Raw genomic sequence first — 18,363 nt, 5'->3', positions numbered from 1 at the left:
TGGCTTTCGTTTCGGTTTATTGGCGTTCATCTGAAGTTAATGGTGTTCGCTTGGATTTATTGGCGTTCATCCGGAGTTAATGGCGTTCGCTTGGATTTATTGGCGTTCATCTGAAGTTAATGGCGTTCGCTTGGATTTATTGGCGTTCATCCGGAGTTAATGGCGTTCGCTTCGGTTTAATGTCGTTCATCTGAAGTTAATGGTGTTCGCTTGGATTTATTGGCTTTCATCTGGAGTTAATGGCGTTCATTTTGTTTATCTGGCGTTCGTTTAAATTATCTGGCGTTCATTTAGATTATCTGGCGTTCGCTTCAAAGTATTGACGTTCATCTCCCTACTTCAGCGTTCAAACTAAAAGGTTTGCGGTTTCTTGCTTACAGGGAATACATATCTAATATTTATTTTGTCCAGGAGGCGCCATATGCTGAAACGTTGGCTTGATATACAACTTCGTTATCGAAGACTGTTCATTATTATTGGAATGACTGCCATGCTTCTGACCATTTCAACGGTAGGCTTTGTCTACATTGAGGATATCTCGCCATTCAATGCTTTTTGGATGACCATTGTTTCCATTATGACGATTGGCTATGGCGATATATATCCGACCACGCAGGAAGGCCGTTGGTTTGCCCTGCTTCTCATTCCGATGGGAGTCGGAATTATCACCTATGCACTGGGAGTCGGCTTTTCCTTTTTAATTGAAAATCAATTATCGAAGAAAGTGTGGAATCGGAGAATGCAACAGGAAATCAGCAAGTTGGATGGACATATTATCGTGTGCGGCTTCGGCCGTGTCGCCCAGCAAGTATACCGGCAATTGAAGGAAGAGGAGCGGGATGTGCCTGTTTTATATATTTGTGATGATGAGGATGCGCTGTTGGCTGTCGTGGAGCAGGGTACGTTACGGTTGATCGGTGATCCGACCGACAAGGAGATGCTCGTTAAGGCGCGAGTGGATAAGGCAAGGGCACTGATTGCAGCTCTTCCTAACGATGCGGATAATGTTTTTATTACGCTGACGGCAAAGAGCCTTAACGAAGATCTTGAAATCGCCGCGCGGTCGGAACGTGAGGATTCGGAAGAGGTGTTGAAACGTGCAGGTGCCTCGCGGGTTATCAATCCTACCGTAATCGGCGGACGAGAGCTGGCCATGTCGGTCATCAAGCCCAAAGGTACGGATTACATTAACGACTTGATTCGATCGGAAAAAAAGGAACTGATGGTGGAGGAAGTCGTCTTGGAAGAAGACTCTCCTCTCGTCGGAAAAACCGTGGAGCAAGTCAATATCCGCAAAACGTTTGGCATCACCCTCGTCGCCATCATGCGTAACGGCAAACTGATTAGCAATCCTGATTTTGAGGAAGTCTTCCGCAATAACGACACGCTCATTGCGATTGGCGATCCAGAAGGCGTCGAAAAGCTGCGGAAGGAATTAGGCGTTGAGGTGGATCAATAAAAATACAACAGGTAGACGCCAATCAATAGGATGCCCAAATCCGCACTCATATGTATGATCCATGAGGGCAGGATTGTGCCGGATTTTTCATTGGCAAGCTGAAAAATAAAACCGCCCGTCCAAAGTCCGCCAATGGCGAGTAGCAGGATGGGCGCGGTAAACCAAGGTAAAAAGATGGCGACATGATAGATCGCAAAGAAAAATGGCGGCAGCAGCAGGCGCAGTTTGGATTGTCCAAATAGATCCGGCAGCAGTCCGCGGAAAAAGAACTCCTCCAGCAGGGAATTTCCGAGGAGGATATAAAGGGCGATGGCAGGGAAGACTAACGGTGTAATGCCCGAATCCGCAAGATCCATTTTTAATGCATTCAGATCGATGTGGGTGCGAAGCAATAAGAAAGCTCCGATGATCGATCCCATTACTGCAAAGCCGGCGAAGATTGCTCTCTTAATGCTCGTGGGATCGGTTTGGCGCAAGCGCAAAAAAGGAAAACGGGTTGCCTTGAATAGGATGAGCGGGATGAGTAAAAACAACATGACTTTTGCGACGGTTTTCCAAATATAAGTAACTCCGATACCTTGCTCGATCCAAAGCAGAAGGAGCATGCTCAACAACGGAAACAAAGTGGCAAATCCTTTTTTCATGAAACACCTCGATGTCTTTATGAATTCAGACGTAAAAAAAAGCAACAAGTTTCAGAAAAAGGGTTTATCAGAAGTCGAAAGAGGGAAAAGAAGAAAACTACTGCTTGAGGGGAAAAGGAGGAATCCGTAATGACAATCAAAGATGGTACGTACCCAAATAAAAAGGATATTGAACCTAAGATTTTATTCCATGGAAAAAAACCGACAACCTACGATGAACTGCCATTATCTGATCCGGCCGACTCCAACTGGACAAAGGAATTCCGAAAAAATGCTGAAGATATAACCGGTAAAAACAGTCCATCCGCTTACAGTGAAAATAAAAAAGGCGGAAACCCAAATTACCATGTACTAAAGCCAGGGGAAAGCTTTCCCTATGGAGATCAGGAAGAATACAATCGAGAATTTAATCATAAAGCCCATGAAAAATGGAATGAACATAAAAAGAAACCAGCTGACCAAAACGCATGAACGGCATCCTCATTTAGGATTGCCGTTTTTTGGTGGATTCGATTAGAATGAAGAGGAAGGGAGATGAGGGGAAATGAGCACACTATCACAATTTGAATTTGCCCGCAACTATACGTTGGGGCGTTTGGAGCGAGCGGAAGCAGCAACATGGGACGAGCAGCCGGAAGGATTCAACAATACCATTCGTTGGAATGCAGGGCATATCTATTCGACCATGGAGTATTTCATCAATTTAGTCTGCCCCGAATATACGGCTCACCATCCGGAATGGGGTGCATTTTTCGGCACGGGAACACGGCCGGGCGAATGGAGCGGGAATACGCCCAGCCATGAGGAACTACTCGAGGCGTTGAAAGAACAGCCTGGCAGAATTCGTGTTGTTCTGGAAGGGAAGATGGACATTTCATTGGCAAAACCGATGACGATTGGCGCGCTGTCCATGGAAACGGTCGGAGATACGGTTGAATTTCTCGTGTGGCATGAAGGGGTACACACGGGAATTATCGATGCATTAAGCCGGATCACAAAATAATAATTTTTTAAGGTTGTCCGGTGCGCAGATTCTGCTGCCGGGCATTTTTCAGTTCCTCTCCCTCTCCCTTTTCCTTTTCGTCACCGAGCCTGTGATGAGCACGGAGAATAAAATAATGAAGAAAGTGCCTAAAAAAGTTACGATTCGATTGTTTGTTACACTAATCAAGATTGAAACGAATAGCATGGCTAAAAGTGATGCGAAAAGTATACGTTTAAATTGGCTCATTTTCTACCTCTTCTTAATTTTTCATTCCTCACTACTTTTCCTCTCGGAAGTGGTAAACGCAGTCATCATAACGATAAAGACAGGCAGTAAACTCCATAAAAAGAATCCCCAGTGTTTCATTGTAAGTGATAATGTTAAAAAGAAAACAAGTGTAACAATCGAAATGTAAACAGTTCGTTTTTTATATTTACTCACCTCGTACCCTCCTTCCACAACGTTCATTATTTAATCCGTTTACTGAATTTAAAGATATTTTTAGGCATGTAATTATATTATATGAGAACCCTCAAATTTATTCCACTGAAAACCAATATTTGGTTTCTTTTTGTATAAAACAAGTCAGGAAAACAAAATCCCTATCACAAGCTTCCAGTTTCTAAGTTAAATAGGTTTAGTCGTCTCCATTTATAGGAATAGTCCAAGTAGATTATTCTAAGGAATGGAGGACAATCGATTGAATGATATGTACAGGGATTTTTATTTTACTAGCATGATGAGATGGCTTCCTGAATTAATGATGGGACTCATTGTACTTCTTGTCGGCTTTTTCATTGCGAAAGCGGTAGAAAACGCAGTATATAAACGAATGAAGAAGTCCCGTCTGAACGAGAGGCTAGATGTCAAGGATTCCAAGTGGAACATGGAAAAGATCATTAGCAAGGTCATCTTTTTCATCATTTTGCTGCTCGCCTTCCTTCTGTTCTTCAATATTATGAATGCATCCATGATCGCTACTCCGTTCATGACGATGTATTCGGGAATTGGCGGTGCGATTTTAAGCATTTTGAAGGCAGGTTTGATCCTGTTATTGGCATGGGTTCTTGCGCTTGTCGTCAAGAAAGTCATCTTGGCTGCAGGGACAAAGCTGAATTTGAACAAGTATGTAAGTAAAGCAGGCGGTTCACCGGAAGATGTCAATAAGACCAAATGGGTAGAGACGGCTGCCAATATTGCCTTCTATCTTATCTTGCTCATGTTCATCCCGGCTGTGCTGCATGCACTTGGATTAAGCGGAATTAGTGGGCCATTTGAAGGCATGCTGACAAGCATTATGAACTTCCTTCCGAAGCTGGTCGGAGCTACACTTATATTCCTAGTCGGCTGGGTCGTAGCTAAAATTGTCCGCACGCTTGTGACGAAGCTGCTTGAATCAGTCGGTATAGACAGAGCGGCACACAAACTGAAACTGTCTTCTTATGTAAAAGGGACAAGCGTTTCGGGCGTAATTGGAACTATCGTGTTTATTCTCATTATGATTCCAGTGACGATCTCAGCGCTGGAAGTGCTTGATCTGGAAGGAATCTCTCAACCGGCTATTGCCATGTTGAATGATATTTTGACAATGATTCCGAAAATCGCGGTTGCCGTGTTCCTTGTACTTGTCGGAATTATGCTGGCCCGCTGGGTCAAAGGCATTGTCGTCGCACTACTGGACAACCTCGGCATCAATTCACTCTTTGGTAAAATGGGCGTCCGGACGACGGGCACGACCGTTCCGTCTCTCTCACAAATAATCGGAACGATTGTCCAAATCGTTGTCATTCTCCTGTTTGTAGTTGAAGCATTGCAAATTCTGAAGTTGAAATTCATGGTGACGCTGGCGACTGGCATTTTTGCTTACTTGCCGATGGTCATCGCCGCACTTGTTATTTTGGCGGTCGGCTTCTGGCTTGCGAATCTTGCGGAGAAATTCGTCGGCAGCATTATGACGACGAAGGCAGGTGCTCCTCATGTTCTACGTTATGTGGCAAAGTATGCTATTTTGGCTTTCGCCTTCTTCATGGCACTCAGCCAATTGGGCATAGCGCCAGCCATTATTAATGCAGCGTTTATCCTCATTTTGGGCGGTGTTGCCTTGGCATTCGGTCTCGCGTTTGGACTAGGTGGAAGAGAACATGCCTCTCGATATTTATCGAAAATGGAGACAAGCCTGCAACAAGCCGATGTTTCCAAAAAGAAGTGGGAGCAGGAGAAACGTGAGATGAAGAGCCAGGCGAAGCAAAACGTCGACCGTGCACAACAAGCGGTGGATGAAACAGCTCAACAAAGCCGCAGTCGCATGGCACGCAATCACGGCTCTCATGACTATCCAAATGCGCAGGATTTTGAACCGAATCATGGCATCACCGGATCGGATGAACTTCCATTATCCGACCCAGCGGATGCTGATAGGACGAATCCGATCAATCCTGCCGATCCGACTCAGTTCAATCAAACCAATCCGGACGGTTTTAATACGACGGATCCAGGTGAAGAATATCCTTTTGATCCAAATCGCGGGGAAGATCCGGAAAATCCTCCATATCGACCGTAAACGAAAAACCTGCACTCATGCCAAGCGATGCGTGAGTGCAGGTTATTTATTTTACAAGTTCATGTTTGAATGCGTAAATGACCGCCTGGGTCCGGTCTTGCACTTCCAGTTTGGAGAGCAGGTTGCTGACGTGGGTCTTGACGGTTTTCAAAGCAATGAACAATTCGTCGGCAATGTCCTGATTCGTTTTGCCTTGCGCGAGAAGAAGCAAGATTTCCATTTCACGCTCTGTCAGTTCATCATGTAGCCGTCTTTCGTTTCCGGAGCGCATTTTTTGCATCATTTTTGTCGTCACTTCGGGCTCTAGAACGGTCTGGCCTTTTAACGTGTCGCGAATGGCTTCGGCGATCCGTTTGGCGTTGGATGTCTTCAATATGTAGCTGATGGCGCCGGCCTCCAGAGCAGGGTAGACTTTATCATCATCTAAAAAGCTCGTGACGATGACTATTTTCGCTTCCGGCCATTGCTTGATGATAGCAGCTGTAGCTTCGGCGCCATTCATTTCGGGCATGACCATGTCCATTAATATAATATCCGGACGCAATTCCAATGCTTTTTCGGCGGCTTCCCGGCCATTTGCCGCTTCTCCGACGACTTCCATGTCGGGTTGCGTCTGTAAATACGCAGAAACGCCGATGCGCACCATTTCGTGGTCATCCGCTAATAGAATCCGTATCATTCAGTTCTTCTCCTTTCCGAGCTGGCAGTTTCACTTCAACGATCGTACCTTGGGAAGGGACCGATACGATTTTACACGTGCCCCCAACTTCGATGGCACGCTCCTTCACATTTTGCAGTCCGTAGGAGCCGCCTTTTCCATCTTCGTTCTCCTTGAAGCCAACTCCATTATCCTGCACCCGGAAGATGACGAGGCCATCGCGCTGGACGAAAAGCACATCCACTTCTGTTGCCTGGGCATGCCGGAGCGTATTGGACAGCGTTTCCTGGGCGATGCGGAATAAATGGTCCTCCGCCCCTTTTGAAAGGGAAACTTCCTCTAGGCGAAAACGGATGTCGAAGGTGACTTTCTCTTTTAATTCCAGCAATAAATCTTCTAATCCTTCTTTCAATGATTTATTGTTTAATGCCGCGGGGCGTAAGTGAAGCAGAAGGGCCCGCATTTCCAATTGAGCCTGCTGCACCATCCGTTCGACTTGAAGGAGCGGCTTTTGCTTCGGGTCATCTGAATCTCCTTGCTCCGTGATGGCAGAGAGTAGCATGGAGGCGGCAAATAGTTGCTGTGAAACAGAATCATGAAGCTCGCGCGCCAATCGCTGCCGTTCCTGGACAATCCGCTCTTGAATCAGTTTATCTTGCGCTTCTGCCCGTTCATCGGTGATGCGCTGTAAGCTTTTCCGCTGCGTTACCAGGACGTTGGAAATATCCTCGAGCGTCCGGTCGATCCGTGGAGAAAACCGTTTTTTTGCTTTGACGATTTCTTCGCTGTCCACGACAGTTCGCAACCGCTTCTCAATTGCCTTCTCTTTGGCTCTGGCGATGGAGCCCATCCAAAAGGAAAGATAGCCGCTGAGCAATATACAGCTTGCCAAAATCCATATGCCGAGGGGCACTTCTGAATAGGTCGCTTCCACAAAAATTCGCCAGCCATCCTTTAAAGGCAAGCCGAGGAATAGATAAAAATAGGCGACCGTGATGGTAATGAACAGCAGGATAAGATACAAACTGCGTCCGATAAAAGCTGTCATTTGCGTATCACCTCGATATCACCAATCCAAGTCGTGACGGAAATGATCAGTTCAGCTGCATCGACGCGTTCCATTTCATATCCATCCTGGAAATGCAGCGTTTCGTTAATCATCCGTTTCGGGCTAATGTCCAAAATTCGTGCTTCCCCGAAAAGTGTCGTGTAATGGATGCGGACCGGTATTTCATAAGGCAATTCGACCTTCACCCGGCCGAGTCCTTGTCTAATGGCGATGAATGACGTCCTCTTCGGCAGAACAGTGTCTGTTACATCCACATTGATATCGCCAAAGAAACCTTGGATATGGACATCTTCCCATTCATATGATGAGAAGGGTGAGGTTTGCACTGAAAATAATTTATTCTTCCAAATGCCGTTAGGCGTGACGTTCTGCAGCTCTTTCAATGGCCGCATAATTGTCTCGGCGGGAACACCCTTCCATAACTTATAGAGAATATATGCTAGGCTAGCGAAAATGAGCAGGCGTAAACTCCATAAATTAAGAAGTGCCAATACGACAAAGAAGATGCCGGTGAAAGAGATCCACTTGGAACGCTTCTTCACACCGAAATAAAGCAATCCGGCTCCAAGAAGGAGGAAGATGATATTTCCGTTTCCGAGAAAAGCGGCCTCCACAAATACGAGAAGACCAAAAGCGGCAATCCAAAATGTCATCTTATTTGTATCGAATGCTCTCAATTGTGATGCCCCCTTCTTGTTGTCGGATGGTCCTTATGGGCAAGGACGGGTTGATAACGGCCAATTGAAAAACGGCGGTCTGCGTTAGATGCGTCGAATTTCGTGGAAATTTCTCCGTAATTCCTAGCAGAAAGACACTGAATCGGAACAGGATGACCCCATTAAGGGTCATCCTTCCTCATCTTCTATAGTTTACACAATTTCCTCGCGTTTTGGAGCATTTTTCTCGAGTAATTCAAGTCTGCGCTCCATGGACGATGATTCGTAGTCCTTCTGAATTTTACCGCCGAGGTTATCAATGTACGCTTTCATTTCATCCATATTGGACATGTCTTTGTTTTCTGGCGAAATGATCTGGTCCATACGGCGATGAGCGCGTGTGACATTTTCCTTGCCCATCAGTTGAAGCTGGCGGACTTTCATATCCTTCACTTTATGTTTCATTTCTTCAAATTTCCGTTCCAATGACATCAATTCATAGGCAGCTTCCGTTACGCTGCCGGATAGCTCGGATGCCCGTTTTTCGTAGGAGCCTACTTCTTGCTCGGCAAAGGCAACTAGGTCTTCTTCGCCTGTCGCGTTAGCAAGTTCAAGCTGCCCGCGCCGCTTTTCAGCCATTGCTTCCGCTGCTGCCAGTTCTTTTTCCAGCTCTTCTTTTAATTTCGCTTGGCGATCCAACAATTTACCGACGGACTCGGTTTGCTTTTCCGCTTCGCGAATGTATTGGTTTAACATCGCAATCGGGTTTTTATTTTCCTTTTTGTCGAGCAATGTGTGCAAATCGGCTTGGACTGTGTATTTGAATCGGTTCCATAATGAGTTCATCTGTAGTTCCTCCTTATTTTGTAATTTCGTTCCATTGGCGTTCGAAGTTGACGAACGGATCGTCGCTCTGTGTGATAATGTCGTCTTTTTTCTTACCATCCCATTGACGCCATACCCAGTACACGGCAAGCATTGCAATGATGGCAATAAAGGCTGGAATATTGGAGATTGCTGTCAATAAACCAATGACAAGGACGAATCCCCAAAACAGCTTCAGGAATGTCGAATCTGTCTTCCTATAATAATGGACACCGGCGAATGCAATGGCGGCCGAAACGGCAAGTCCGATTAGCGATCCTACATTTGCGAGGACAACGATCGCTGCCGTAATGCCAAGTAACGCGAGACCAAATTTCTTCATGTTGTTGTTCCTCCCTTCGTTATATTCATATCGTACGCTGATTCGAAAGAGATCCATACGGGCGTGAAACGGATTTGCGCCTACGACTTGAGACCGATTCGTTCTAGGTCAGATTGGCAAAAGAAAGCCCTTTCATGTAAACTTAAACTATATGAAAAGTTATTTAATTCAGAGAAATGGGGGATGAGCATGCGTGAAGTAGTCATTGTAGAAGGGGTGCGCACAGCTGTCGGACGAAGAAAAGGCGGTTTTTCACACTACCGTCCGGATGAACTGGCAGCCAAAGTGCTCGATGAATTGGTGTATCGGGCAGGTATCGACAAAGGGCTTGTCGATGATGTCATTTTAGGATGTGTGACGCAATCTGGCGAACAAGGGGGAAACATCGCGAGGACTGCTGCATTGATTGCGGATTTTCCTATCCATGTGCCCGGTGTGACGATTGACAGGCAATGCGGTTCGAGTCAGCAAGCCGTTCATTTCGCATCTCAGGCAATTGCTTCAGGAGACATGGATATCGTCATTGCTGGAGGAGTAGAAAGCATGACGCGGGTCCCAATGTTTTCAAATATAGGGGAAGCAAAGCCAAGTGCGTTGCTGACAAGCAAGCATGAAATTATCAATCAAGGGCTTTCAGCTGAGCGGATTGCGGAAAAATGGGGATTATCCCGTGAAGTGCTGGACGCTTATGCACTAGAGAGCCATCATAAGGCAATGGACGCCATCATGGAAGGGAAGTTTTCTGCTGAGATCGTCCCTGTGGAAGTGGAGCGGGAAGATGGTTCGAAGGCTCTCCTTCTACAAGATGAAGGGCCTCGACCAGATTCGACGATGGAATCGCTTGCCGGATTGAAAACTGTATTCGATGAAAGCGGAGTTATAACAGCAGGGAATGCCAGCCAGATGAGCGATGGCGCTTCGGCCGTATTGCTCATGTCGAAGGAGAAAGCGGAAGAACTTGGCGTGAAACCGATTGCTCGAATTGTGGCGAGATCTGTTGTCGGCTCGGATCCGACGCTCATGCTGACAGGTCCAATCGAAGCGACTCGAAAAGTGTTGGAGAAAGCCGGATTGACGATTAATGATATGGATACGTATGAGGTAAATGAAGCGTTTGCCCCCGTTCCGCTTGCCTGGTTAATCGAGACCGGAGCTGATCCGGAAAAATTGAATCCGAACGGAGGCGCCATTGCGTTAGGCCATCCACTTGGGGCAACGGGAACTAAATTGCTCATTTCCATGATGAATGAATTAAAGCGGACGGGCGGAAGGTATGGGCTGCTCGCAATTTGTGAAGGGATGGGCATGGCGAACGCGACGATTATCGAACGGTTGGGATAAGGGGGAGTTACTAATGGAAATGAAGTCGATTTGTGCCGTTGTTACGGGCGGCGCCTCGGGGCTGGGTGAGGCGACAGTTCGTCGAATCGTGGAGTTTGGCGGAAAAGCGGCCATTTTTGATGTGAATGAAGAATTGGGTCAAAAACTCGTTCAGGAGCTCGGGGATGACCGGGTTTTATTCAGAAAAACGGATGTGGCAAGTCCTAATGAGGTGGAAGCAAATGTTGCGGAAGCAGTCAAAGCGTTCGGGTCGATCAATGCAGCCGTAAATTGCGCAGGCATTGCAACGCCGGGGAAGGTCGTTTCTAAAGGCGGTCCGATGGCGCTGGACCGTTTTGAAAAAGTGATTCAGGTCAATTTGATCGGCACGTTCAATGTGCTGCGTGTCGCAGCTGCTGCGATGCAGTCCAATGAACCAAATAAGCACGGTGAGCGTGGCGTCATTATCAACACGGCTTCGGTCGCAGCTTTTGAGGGGCAAATTGGGCAGGCGGCCTATAGCGCATCCAAAGGGGGCGTCGTTTCCATGACATTGCCGATTGCGAGGGAGCTGGCGGCAAGTGGCATCCGTGTCATGACAATCGCGCCTGGTCTCGTTGAAACGCCACTATTCGCGGGGTTGCCGGAACCTGCGCGCAAATCACTTGAGGAGCTGACGCTGTTTCCGAAACGGCTTGGCCGCCCTGAAGAGTATGCGATGCTTGTTGAAAGCATTTTAAGCAACCCGTTATTGAATGGCGAAGTGATTCGGTTAGATGGTGCAATTCGAATGCAAGCGAAGTGAGGGGGATGGGAATGGCAAGATACCGTTTCGAGACGGATGAACACGAGATGTTTCGGGAAACGCTCCGTAAATTTCTCGCAAAAGAGGCGGTTCCTCATTTCGAGGATTGGGAAAGGAACCGTCTCATACCGACCGCCTTTTGGAAGAAGCTCGGCGAAATGGGGTTCCTCTGTCCGCAAGTAGAGGAAGCTTATGGCGGACTCGGTCTTGATTTCAGCTATGGCGTCATCATCGGCGAAGAAATGGAGCGGGTTGGAGCGGGTCTGACGGGTGTCGGCCTGCATAATGATATTGTAGTCCCTTATATAGAAGCATACGGTACCGAAGAGCAAAAGCAACAGTGGCTTCCCGGCTGTATTAGCGGCGACTATATCACAGGGGTCGCCATGACTGAGCCGGGAACGGGCTCCGACCTTGCGAATATTCGAACGACGGCAATCCGGGATGGGGAACATTTTGTAGTAAATGGGCAGAAGACATTTATTACAAATGGCATTAACGGCAACCTTTTTCTTGTCGTCGTGAAAACCGATCCCCAATCCCAGCCGAAACACCGCGGCATAAGTTTGCTCATGATTGAGGAAAGGACACCCGGTTTCTCGAAGGGTCGAAAGTTGGATAAAGTCGGCATGCACTCGCAGGACACGGCAGAGCTTTACTTTGAGGACTGCCGGGTTCCAGCCGACAATTTGATTGGAGAAGAAGGGAAAGGCTTTACGTATTTGATGGAAAAATTGCAGCAGGAACGCCTTATTGTGGCGATTGCCGCGCAGACCGCTTCGGAAGATATGTTGGAAATGACGCTCGACTACGTAAAGTCACGGCAGGCATTTGGCCGATCGATCGGCTCTTTCCAAAATACACAGTTTAAACTCGCCGAGGTGGCGACGAAAATTGAACTGGGCAAGGCGTTCCTTGAATCGCTCATCGAAGATCATATGGCTGGAAAGGATGTCGTCACGAAAGTATCGATGGCAAAGTATTGGATTACTGAGACGGCGCGGGACATTGCGACAGAATGCATGCAGTTGCACGGCGGATACGGCTATATGGAAGAATATAAAATTGCGCGCAGATTCCGAGATATCCCGGTCGCCTCCATCTACGCGGGGACGAATGAAGTTATGAAGATGATCATCGCCAAAAATCTCGGCTTGAAATGAATACAGAGAGCGCTGGGCACATAACGTACTGTGGGGTGTACTGTGCCCGGCCAGGATCAGGTTGTACAAGCATCAAAAAATATGGAATGGAAAAGGGGAGCGTTTCACATGATGCAAACACCATTATTACTATCGTCATTTATTAAAAGGGCGGAGCAGTTTTTTCCGGACAAGCTGATCATTTCACGCACAGGACCGGATACTATTCACCGGATTCCGTATCGGGATTTCGCAAAACGGACGCGGAAATTATCGAATGCACTTGAAAAACTAGGGATGACAAGAGGAACGAAAGTGGGAACGTTCGGCTGGAATCATCATCGACACCTCGAAGCCTATTTTGGCGTGCCGAGCACTGGGGCAATCCTGCATATGGTGAATATCCGGCTGGCGCCGGAACATATCGCCTATGTCATTAATCATGCCGAGGATGAAATTCTACTCGTCGATGACAATCTATTTCCACATCTAGCGAAACTGGCGCCATTGCTGAAAACGGTCAAGCACTACGTCATCATGGGGGACAGCAAGGACGTGCCGGAAACGTCGCTTGAGAATGTCCACTCCTATGAAGCCCTGCTCGAAGAAGCTTCCGATCAATACGACTATCCGGAAGATCTCGATGAAAACACACCTGCAGGCATGTGCTATACTTCTGCGACAACAGGCAATCCAAAAGGCGTCGTGTACACACACCGTGGCATTGTTCTTCATAGCTATGCACTGGGGCTTGCCGACGCAATGGGTATGAGGGAAAACGATGTCATCATGCCGGTCGTGCCAATGTTCCATGTGAATGCATGGGGAATGCCGTTCGCCGCTGTCTTCTTCGGATCGACGCAAGTGTTGCCGGGACCTGGATTCACTCCGCAGCTGCTGCTCGATTTGATTGAACAAGAAAAGGTGACGATCACAGCCGGCGTACCAACCATTTGGTTAGCGGTGTTGAAGGAGCAGGACGAAAACCCGAGAGACCTATCCTCTTTGCGGGCAATCGTCTGCGGCGGTTCGGCGTCGCCAAAAGGATTGATCCGTGCGTTTGAAGAACGGTATGGCGTGCCTTTCATTGTTGGATACGGCATGACCGAAACATCGCCGCTCGTCAGTTTGTCTGTCTACACCTCAGGCATGGAAGACCTCACGATGGACGAGAAAATCGATATTCGGGCCTTACAAGGACTCATCATGCCGGGGCTCGAAGTCCGCGTCGTCAACGAAAACGGGGAAGTGCCATGGGACGGCAAGACTATGGGCGAGCTGACAGTCCGCGGACCATGGATCGCGAGCGAATATTACAAAGACGAGCGAACCGAAGAAGCGTTTAAAGATGGCTGGCTGTACACGGGGGACATCGCCGTCATGACAGAATTTGGCTACTTGAAGCTGACGGACCGGACGAAAGATTTGATCAAGAGCGGCGGCGAATGGATTTCCTCTGTAGACTTGGAAAATGCCTTGATGACCCACGAAGACGTATTCGAAGCGGCCGTCATCGCCGTGCCGCATGAAAAATGGCAAGAACGGCCACTCGCTTGCGTCGTCCTGAAAGAAGGACGGACCGCAGACGAGGAGAAAAAGAAAGAACTCCTCTCCTACATGGAAGGGCAGTTCGCAAAATGGTGGGTTCCAGACGATGTCGTTTTCCTAAACGAAATTCCGAAGACCTCCGTCGGTAAGTTCTTGAAAGCGGCGTTACGTGATCAATTGAAGGAATATCAGGTGGAAGTGTAATAGAAGAGAAGGCCATCCGAAATCGGGTGGCTTTTTTTGTGTGGAAGAGGAGAAGGATAGAGGTTGGTCGGGGGGCGTTTGCGTGGTGTTATGCGCGGGTGTGGTAGTTTATGCTCGGTTGCAGTGATGTTATGAGCGGGTGTGGGAGGTTAATGCTCGGTTGCAGTGATGTTATGCTCGGGTGTGGTAGGTCTATGCTCGGTTGCGGTGGTGTTATGCGCGCGTGTAGGAGGTTTATGCTCGGGTACGGTGATTTATGTTTGATGGAAGCGATGAGGTAATGAACGAGCACAGGAGTCATGCACACTTGTTTGAAGTGGATTTATTTCACCCGTTGCGAGCTATCCATCTATTGTAGGCAGGCTAAATCAAGATGCTTCAATTACGGTTATTTAGCAAGTCATCCGTAACAACAGTGAAGATTTTCAGGCATTGAAAGTTAATGAACAAGGCCATCTACAAAAATGGAAAAAATGCGCTTTGTTTTTTGAAAAAAGGGAATAGCGGTAGTGGGACTCAAATCGGCGTTGGGGTTAATACTATGAAGTGAAAAATTGTGAGGAAATTGGAGGTCATAGAATGCCAACACCCATTACGACAGCGAATGCTACTGCTTGCTCGCTAACTGTTTATAATGATGGTTTTGCGCTAGTCAAAGATACACGGCAAGTTCCTGAAATCAGTGAGGATCACACGGTTCATTTCACGGAGGTGGCAAGGCGTATTGAGGCCGACTCCATCATTATTGAAGGGATGGATGTGTCGGAGCTCGAGTATTCTTTTGATTTGCTTGATCAACAAAGCTTGCTCGAAAAATATGTCGGCCGTGAAGTGAAAGTATACGGTAGCCTGGATCGGGATGGCCGTCTTTATACGCTGCTCCGTCCGGGAAATCCTCTTGTTCTGCAAGATGCGGAAACAGGAGAGATTGTGCTGGATCCGCGAGGGGAAATCCGGTTTCCGCAAAATCCCGAGGGTCTGCACGCCAAGCCGACGCTCGTCTGGAAGGTCGCTGAAAAACGGGAAAGTGAAGTGTGTGTTTCTTACTTGACGGACGGCGTCAAATGGGAGGCAGACTATGTCATCTCCTTGCATGGAGACAAGTTTGACTTGTCGGCTTGGCTGACGATGACAAATGTTTCGGGTGTTGCCTATAAAGACGCGAATTTACGTTTGATTTCCGGTACGCTGAACAAGGCGGGGAATGAAAACCAAAAGACGGGAAATCAAGAGCTGTCCCCAAAAGGCGGGGGTAAACAAAGCGACTCCTTTTCGGATTTTCATACGTATACATTCCCGACACCCATCACATTGGAAAACCGCCAGCAGAAATTGTTGCGCCTGCTTTCGTCAGCAGGTTCAAAGGCGCAAACGATTTATGAAGTGAATAGCCAATCGTCCAACCCGGACATCTATATTGAATTTGAGAATACTGAGGAGAACGGTCTCGGCTTTCCATTGCCTGAAGGGACTTTCAAAATGTACCGGACGAATCCAGTGGATGGAAGTGCTGAGTTTATTGGAGAAGACAGGATTAAGCATACTGAAGTGAATAAAAAGGTCCGGCTGAAATCGGGTGAGGCATGCGATATTAAAGTGGAAAGCAAGGAAAGTGGCAAATATAAAGAAGGCGGCTATGAATACACGGAATACCAGTATAAAATCGTCAATACAAAAGGCGAACCAATCGAGGCGTTGATTCGTCAGCAAGTGCCCGGACGTCTCTGGACGGTCGATGAATCATCTCATGAGTGGGAAAAGAAACAAAACAATATTTTGCTGCCTGTCAATGTAGCGGTGGATCAAGAAGAGACCGTGAAGTTCACTATTCGCCATGACCGTTCTGCACGTCGAACCATCGGATTCTAGACTCCGACATAGGGATAATTTGTGAGGCACCATCCATTTTTAGGTGGGATGGTGCTTTTTCAATGCACAATGTCCCCCTTAATTTTATTAAGCTGTGAACAACTTTTTTCTTTTGTTAATGAAAATTCCGAAATTATTAACACTTTGTTAGACTTATTAACATAAAATCGTGGATAAAGTTGAAATTCGGAGAGTTATCCACATTTCGGCCAAGTCATTACATAATGGTTCGTGGACTTGCGTATGGTGGTAAAGGAGAAGGCAACCATTCGAAAAAGGGTCCGTCCTATTAGTGTTGCGCTCGATTGGTTGATTTAGTAAAGTTAAAAGAGCGCAGGAGGTATTATGGAAAACTGGATTACGGAATTCATGTCCAACTTCGGGTATTTTGGTATTTGTCTTTTGATTTTATTCGAAAATGTCTTTCCTCCCATCCCTTCCGAAGTCATCCTGACGTTTGGTGGTTTTATGACGACGTATTCCGACATGACAGTTGTAGGCGTCATTTTAGCTGCAACGGCGGGTTCGGTCGTGGGCGCAATGATTCTATTTAGTATCGGCATGCTGTTTGACGTGGAACGGCTGGAAAAGTTAGTCGACAGATGGGGAGGGATCTTGCGGATTACCCGCAAAGATATCCACCGGGTCGATGCCTGGTTCCGCAAATTCGGAGTGTGGGCAGTTTTGCTATGTCGCCTGATTCCGTTAGTGAGAAGCCTCATTTCGGTACCGGCAGGAATGGCGCGAATGAATTTTCCGCTGTTCATTTTGCTGACTGCGATTGGCAGTCTGGCATGGAATACAATTCTTGTCCTAGTAGGCGCAAAGTTGGGTGAAAACTGGGAGGCTGTCCTGGAATACATGGACATCTACTCGACAGTAGTTTATATTTTATTAGGAATTGGCGGGATCGCGGTTGTTCTTTGGTATATCCGCTTCCGCAGAAAGAGAGCTTAATTACTTATGGATTTATTCGAATTGCTAAAAGCACTAATACTTGGTTTTGTGGAGGGCATGACAGAGTTCGCGCCCGTTTCTTCGACAGGTCACTTAATCATCGTGGATGATATGTGGCTGAAAACAGAGGAGTTTCTTGGGAAATATCCTGCAATTACATTTAAAATCGTCATCCAGTTAGGTTCGATATTAGCGGTCGTTGTGGTGTTCTGGAAACGGTTATTCAGCTTGGTCGGCCTATACAATGTGAATGGTAAGAAAATGAGCAAGAGCTTCAATCTATTGCACGTCATTATCGGAATGCTGCCAGCTGTTGTGTTGGGATTTGCATTCAAGGATTTGATCGATGATTACTTGTTTGGCGTTAAGACCGTAATTTTTGCCCTTGTGGCGGGAGCTATCCTGATGATTGTCGCAGATAAATTCGGACCGAAAAAGCCGCGTGTCCAATCGTTGGATCAAATTACGTATGTCCAGGCCTTCACAGTCGGTCTCGTTCAATGTCTATCATTGTGGCCAGGATTTTCACGCTCCGGTGCCACAATCTCGGGTGGTGTCCTGTTCGGATTAAATCACCGGACTGCAGCTGATTTTACATTCATCATGGCAGTGCCAATTATGGCGGGGGCGAGCTTAGTATCCGTCATGAAAAACTGGGAGTACATGTCGATGGACCATATTTCCTTCTACATTGTCGGATTCCTGAGTGCGTTTGTATTCTCGCTCATTTCCATCCGCTTCTTCTTGAAGCTGATTTCCAAGATCAAACTCGTGCCATTTGCGATTTACCGTATTATTTTAGCTGTTATCTTGGCAATCATCGTGTTTGCCTAATAACAAATAGACCTTCGCACTTTTCATGTGCGAAGGTTTTTTTGTGTGAATCAAATGCTTCATTAAAGGGTGACATGCTTGCTCATGTCGAGAGAGGCATGGAAGTGCGTACTTCATGGGGCGTGCCTGAATCGGGTGTGTGAGTGCTCGTATATTGCGAAGAGTGCTCGAATAAGCCTTGGAAGTGCTCGTATATCGGGAAGAGTGCTCGAATCAGTTGAGAAGTGCGCGAATATCGCGAAGAGTGCTCGAAAAAGTCGTGGGTGTGCTCGTATATCGCCAAAAGTGCTCATATCGTTGCGTAAATCAAAGTTGCGATAAAAGAAAAAATCCATCTCAAAAAAATGAGATGGATTCAGACTGTAGACAAAGTCACTTTGAGATGAATAGAATTGCATAAACCAATCGGCAGTGAGCGCAACTTCGCTTTCCATGGGCTTGGCTTC

18 protein-coding genes are annotated in these 18,363 nt (G+C 47.1%); 11 read left to right on the top strand and 7 right to left on the bottom strand.

What is annotated here, in order from left to right:
• The first annotated feature begins 421 nt into the window (after positions 1–421).
• On the top strand, positions 422–1,459 hold the full coding sequence (locus L7D49_RS01750) for a potassium channel family protein (protein ID WP_238079111.1): 1,038 nt from the start codon (positions 422–424) through the stop codon (positions 1,457–1,459).
• On the opposite strand, the gene L7D49_RS01745 is transcribed toward L7D49_RS01750, so the two are convergent.
• The gene (locus L7D49_RS01745; protein WP_238079110.1) at positions 1,453–2,103 is read right to left on the bottom strand and encodes a CPBP family intramembrane glutamic endopeptidase; all 651 of its coding nucleotides are present in this window, start codon (positions 2,101–2,103) and stop codon (positions 1,453–1,455) included. The two genes, L7D49_RS01750 and L7D49_RS01745, sit on opposite strands and share 7 nt — an antisense overlap.
• Positions 2,104–2,232: 129 nt before the next feature.
• On the opposite strand from L7D49_RS01745, the gene L7D49_RS01740 reads away from it, so the two are divergent.
• Positions 2,233–2,574 (top strand): hypothetical protein, encoded by a 342-nt coding sequence (locus L7D49_RS01740; protein ID WP_238079109.1) that lies wholly within the window; start codon positions 2,233–2,235, stop codon positions 2,572–2,574.
• 73 nt (positions 2,575–2,647) lie between these two features.
• Positions 2,648–3,106 (top strand): DinB family protein, encoded by a 459-nt coding sequence (locus L7D49_RS01735; RefSeq protein ID WP_238079108.1) that lies wholly within the window; start codon positions 2,648–2,650, stop codon positions 3,104–3,106.
• A gap of 249 nt (positions 3,107–3,355) precedes the next feature.
• Here the strand turns inward: L7D49_RS01735 and L7D49_RS01730 are convergent, their stop codons facing one another.
• On the bottom strand, positions 3,356–3,529 hold the full coding sequence (locus tag L7D49_RS01730; protein WP_238079107.1) for a hypothetical protein: 174 nt from the start codon (positions 3,527–3,529) through the stop codon (positions 3,356–3,358).
• Positions 3,530–3,797: 268 nt separating this feature from the next.
• On the opposite strand from L7D49_RS01730, the gene L7D49_RS01725 reads away from it, so the two are divergent.
• Positions 3,798–5,648, top strand: coding sequence for a mechanosensitive ion channel (locus L7D49_RS01725; RefSeq protein WP_238079112.1), 1,851 nt, complete (start codon positions 3,798–3,800; stop codon positions 5,646–5,648).
• A gap of 46 nt (positions 5,649–5,694) precedes the next feature.
• Here the strand turns inward: L7D49_RS01725 and L7D49_RS01720 are convergent, their stop codons facing one another.
• The 5 genes from L7D49_RS01720 to L7D49_RS01700 form a co-directional block, all read right to left on the bottom strand.
• Entirely contained in the window at positions 5,695–6,327 is a 633-nt protein-coding gene (locus L7D49_RS01720) for a response regulator (protein ID WP_238079106.1), read from the bottom strand.
• Positions 6,302–7,354 carry a sensor histidine kinase gene (locus L7D49_RS01715; RefSeq protein ID WP_238079105.1) on the bottom strand — a complete coding sequence of 351 codons (1,053 nt, stop codon included), beginning with the start codon at positions 7,352–7,354 and terminating at the stop codon, positions 6,302–6,304. The genes L7D49_RS01720 and L7D49_RS01715 overlap by 26 nt, the downstream gene beginning before the upstream one ends.
• Positions 7,351–8,052, bottom strand: coding sequence for a cell wall-active antibiotics response protein LiaF (liaF, locus tag L7D49_RS01710; protein ID WP_238079104.1), 702 nt, complete (start codon positions 8,050–8,052; stop codon positions 7,351–7,353). The genes L7D49_RS01715 and liaF overlap by 4 nt, the downstream gene beginning before the upstream one ends.
• 192 nt (positions 8,053–8,244) lie before the next feature.
• On the bottom strand, positions 8,245–8,877 hold the full coding sequence (locus L7D49_RS01705) for a PspA/IM30 family protein (RefSeq protein WP_238079103.1): 633 nt from the start codon (positions 8,875–8,877) through the stop codon (positions 8,245–8,247).
• 13 nt (positions 8,878–8,890) lie between these two features.
• Positions 8,891–9,238, bottom strand: a complete 348-nt coding sequence (locus L7D49_RS01700; protein WP_238079102.1) for a lmo0954 family membrane protein — start codon at positions 9,236–9,238, stop codon at positions 8,891–8,893.
• Positions 9,239–9,427: 189 nt separating this feature from the next.
• On the opposite strand from L7D49_RS01700, the gene L7D49_RS01695 reads away from it, so the two are divergent.
• The 7 genes from L7D49_RS01695 to L7D49_RS01665 all read left to right on the top strand — a co-directional run bounded on the left by L7D49_RS01695 (position 9,428) and on the right by L7D49_RS01665 (position 17,917).
• On the top strand, positions 9,428–10,579 hold the full coding sequence (locus L7D49_RS01695) for a thiolase family protein (protein ID WP_238079101.1): 1,152 nt from the start codon (positions 9,428–9,430) through the stop codon (positions 10,577–10,579).
• A gap of 13 nt (positions 10,580–10,592) precedes the next feature.
• The gene (locus tag L7D49_RS01690; RefSeq protein ID WP_238079100.1) at positions 10,593–11,363 is read left to right on the top strand and encodes an SDR family NAD(P)-dependent oxidoreductase; all 771 of its coding nucleotides are present in this window, start codon (positions 10,593–10,595) and stop codon (positions 11,361–11,363) included.
• 11 nt (positions 11,364–11,374) lie between these two features.
• Positions 11,375–12,526: an acyl-CoA dehydrogenase family protein gene (locus L7D49_RS01685; protein WP_238079099.1), complete on the top strand. Its 1,152-nt coding sequence runs from the start codon at positions 11,375–11,377 to the stop codon at positions 12,524–12,526.
• Positions 12,527–12,634: 108 nt separating this feature from the next.
• Positions 12,635–14,257 (top strand): long-chain fatty acid--CoA ligase, encoded by a 1,623-nt coding sequence (locus tag L7D49_RS01680; protein ID WP_238079098.1) that lies wholly within the window; start codon positions 12,635–12,637, stop codon positions 14,255–14,257.
• 579 nt (positions 14,258–14,836) lie between these two features.
• On the top strand, positions 14,837–16,126 hold the full coding sequence (locus L7D49_RS01675) for a DUF4139 domain-containing protein (RefSeq protein ID WP_238079097.1): 1,290 nt from the start codon (positions 14,837–14,839) through the stop codon (positions 16,124–16,126).
• Between the two features lie 345 nt (positions 16,127–16,471).
• A complete protein-coding gene (locus tag L7D49_RS01670) occupies positions 16,472–17,083 on the top strand; it encodes a DedA family protein (protein WP_238079096.1) in 612 nt (203 codons plus the stop codon).
• A gap of 6 nt (positions 17,084–17,089) precedes the next feature.
• Complete coding sequence (locus L7D49_RS01665; RefSeq protein ID WP_238079095.1) at positions 17,090–17,917, top strand: undecaprenyl-diphosphate phosphatase; 828 nt, start codon at positions 17,090–17,092, stop codon at positions 17,915–17,917.
• Positions 17,918–18,363: the final 446 nt, after the last annotated feature.

Origin of the sequence: Sporosarcina cyprini (genome assembly GCF_022048975.1) — a bacterium.
GTDB classification, from domain to species: Bacteria; Bacillota; Bacilli; order Bacillales_A; family Planococcaceae; genus Sporosarcina; species Sporosarcina cyprini.
This window is presented reverse-complemented; position numbering and strand designations above follow the sequence as displayed.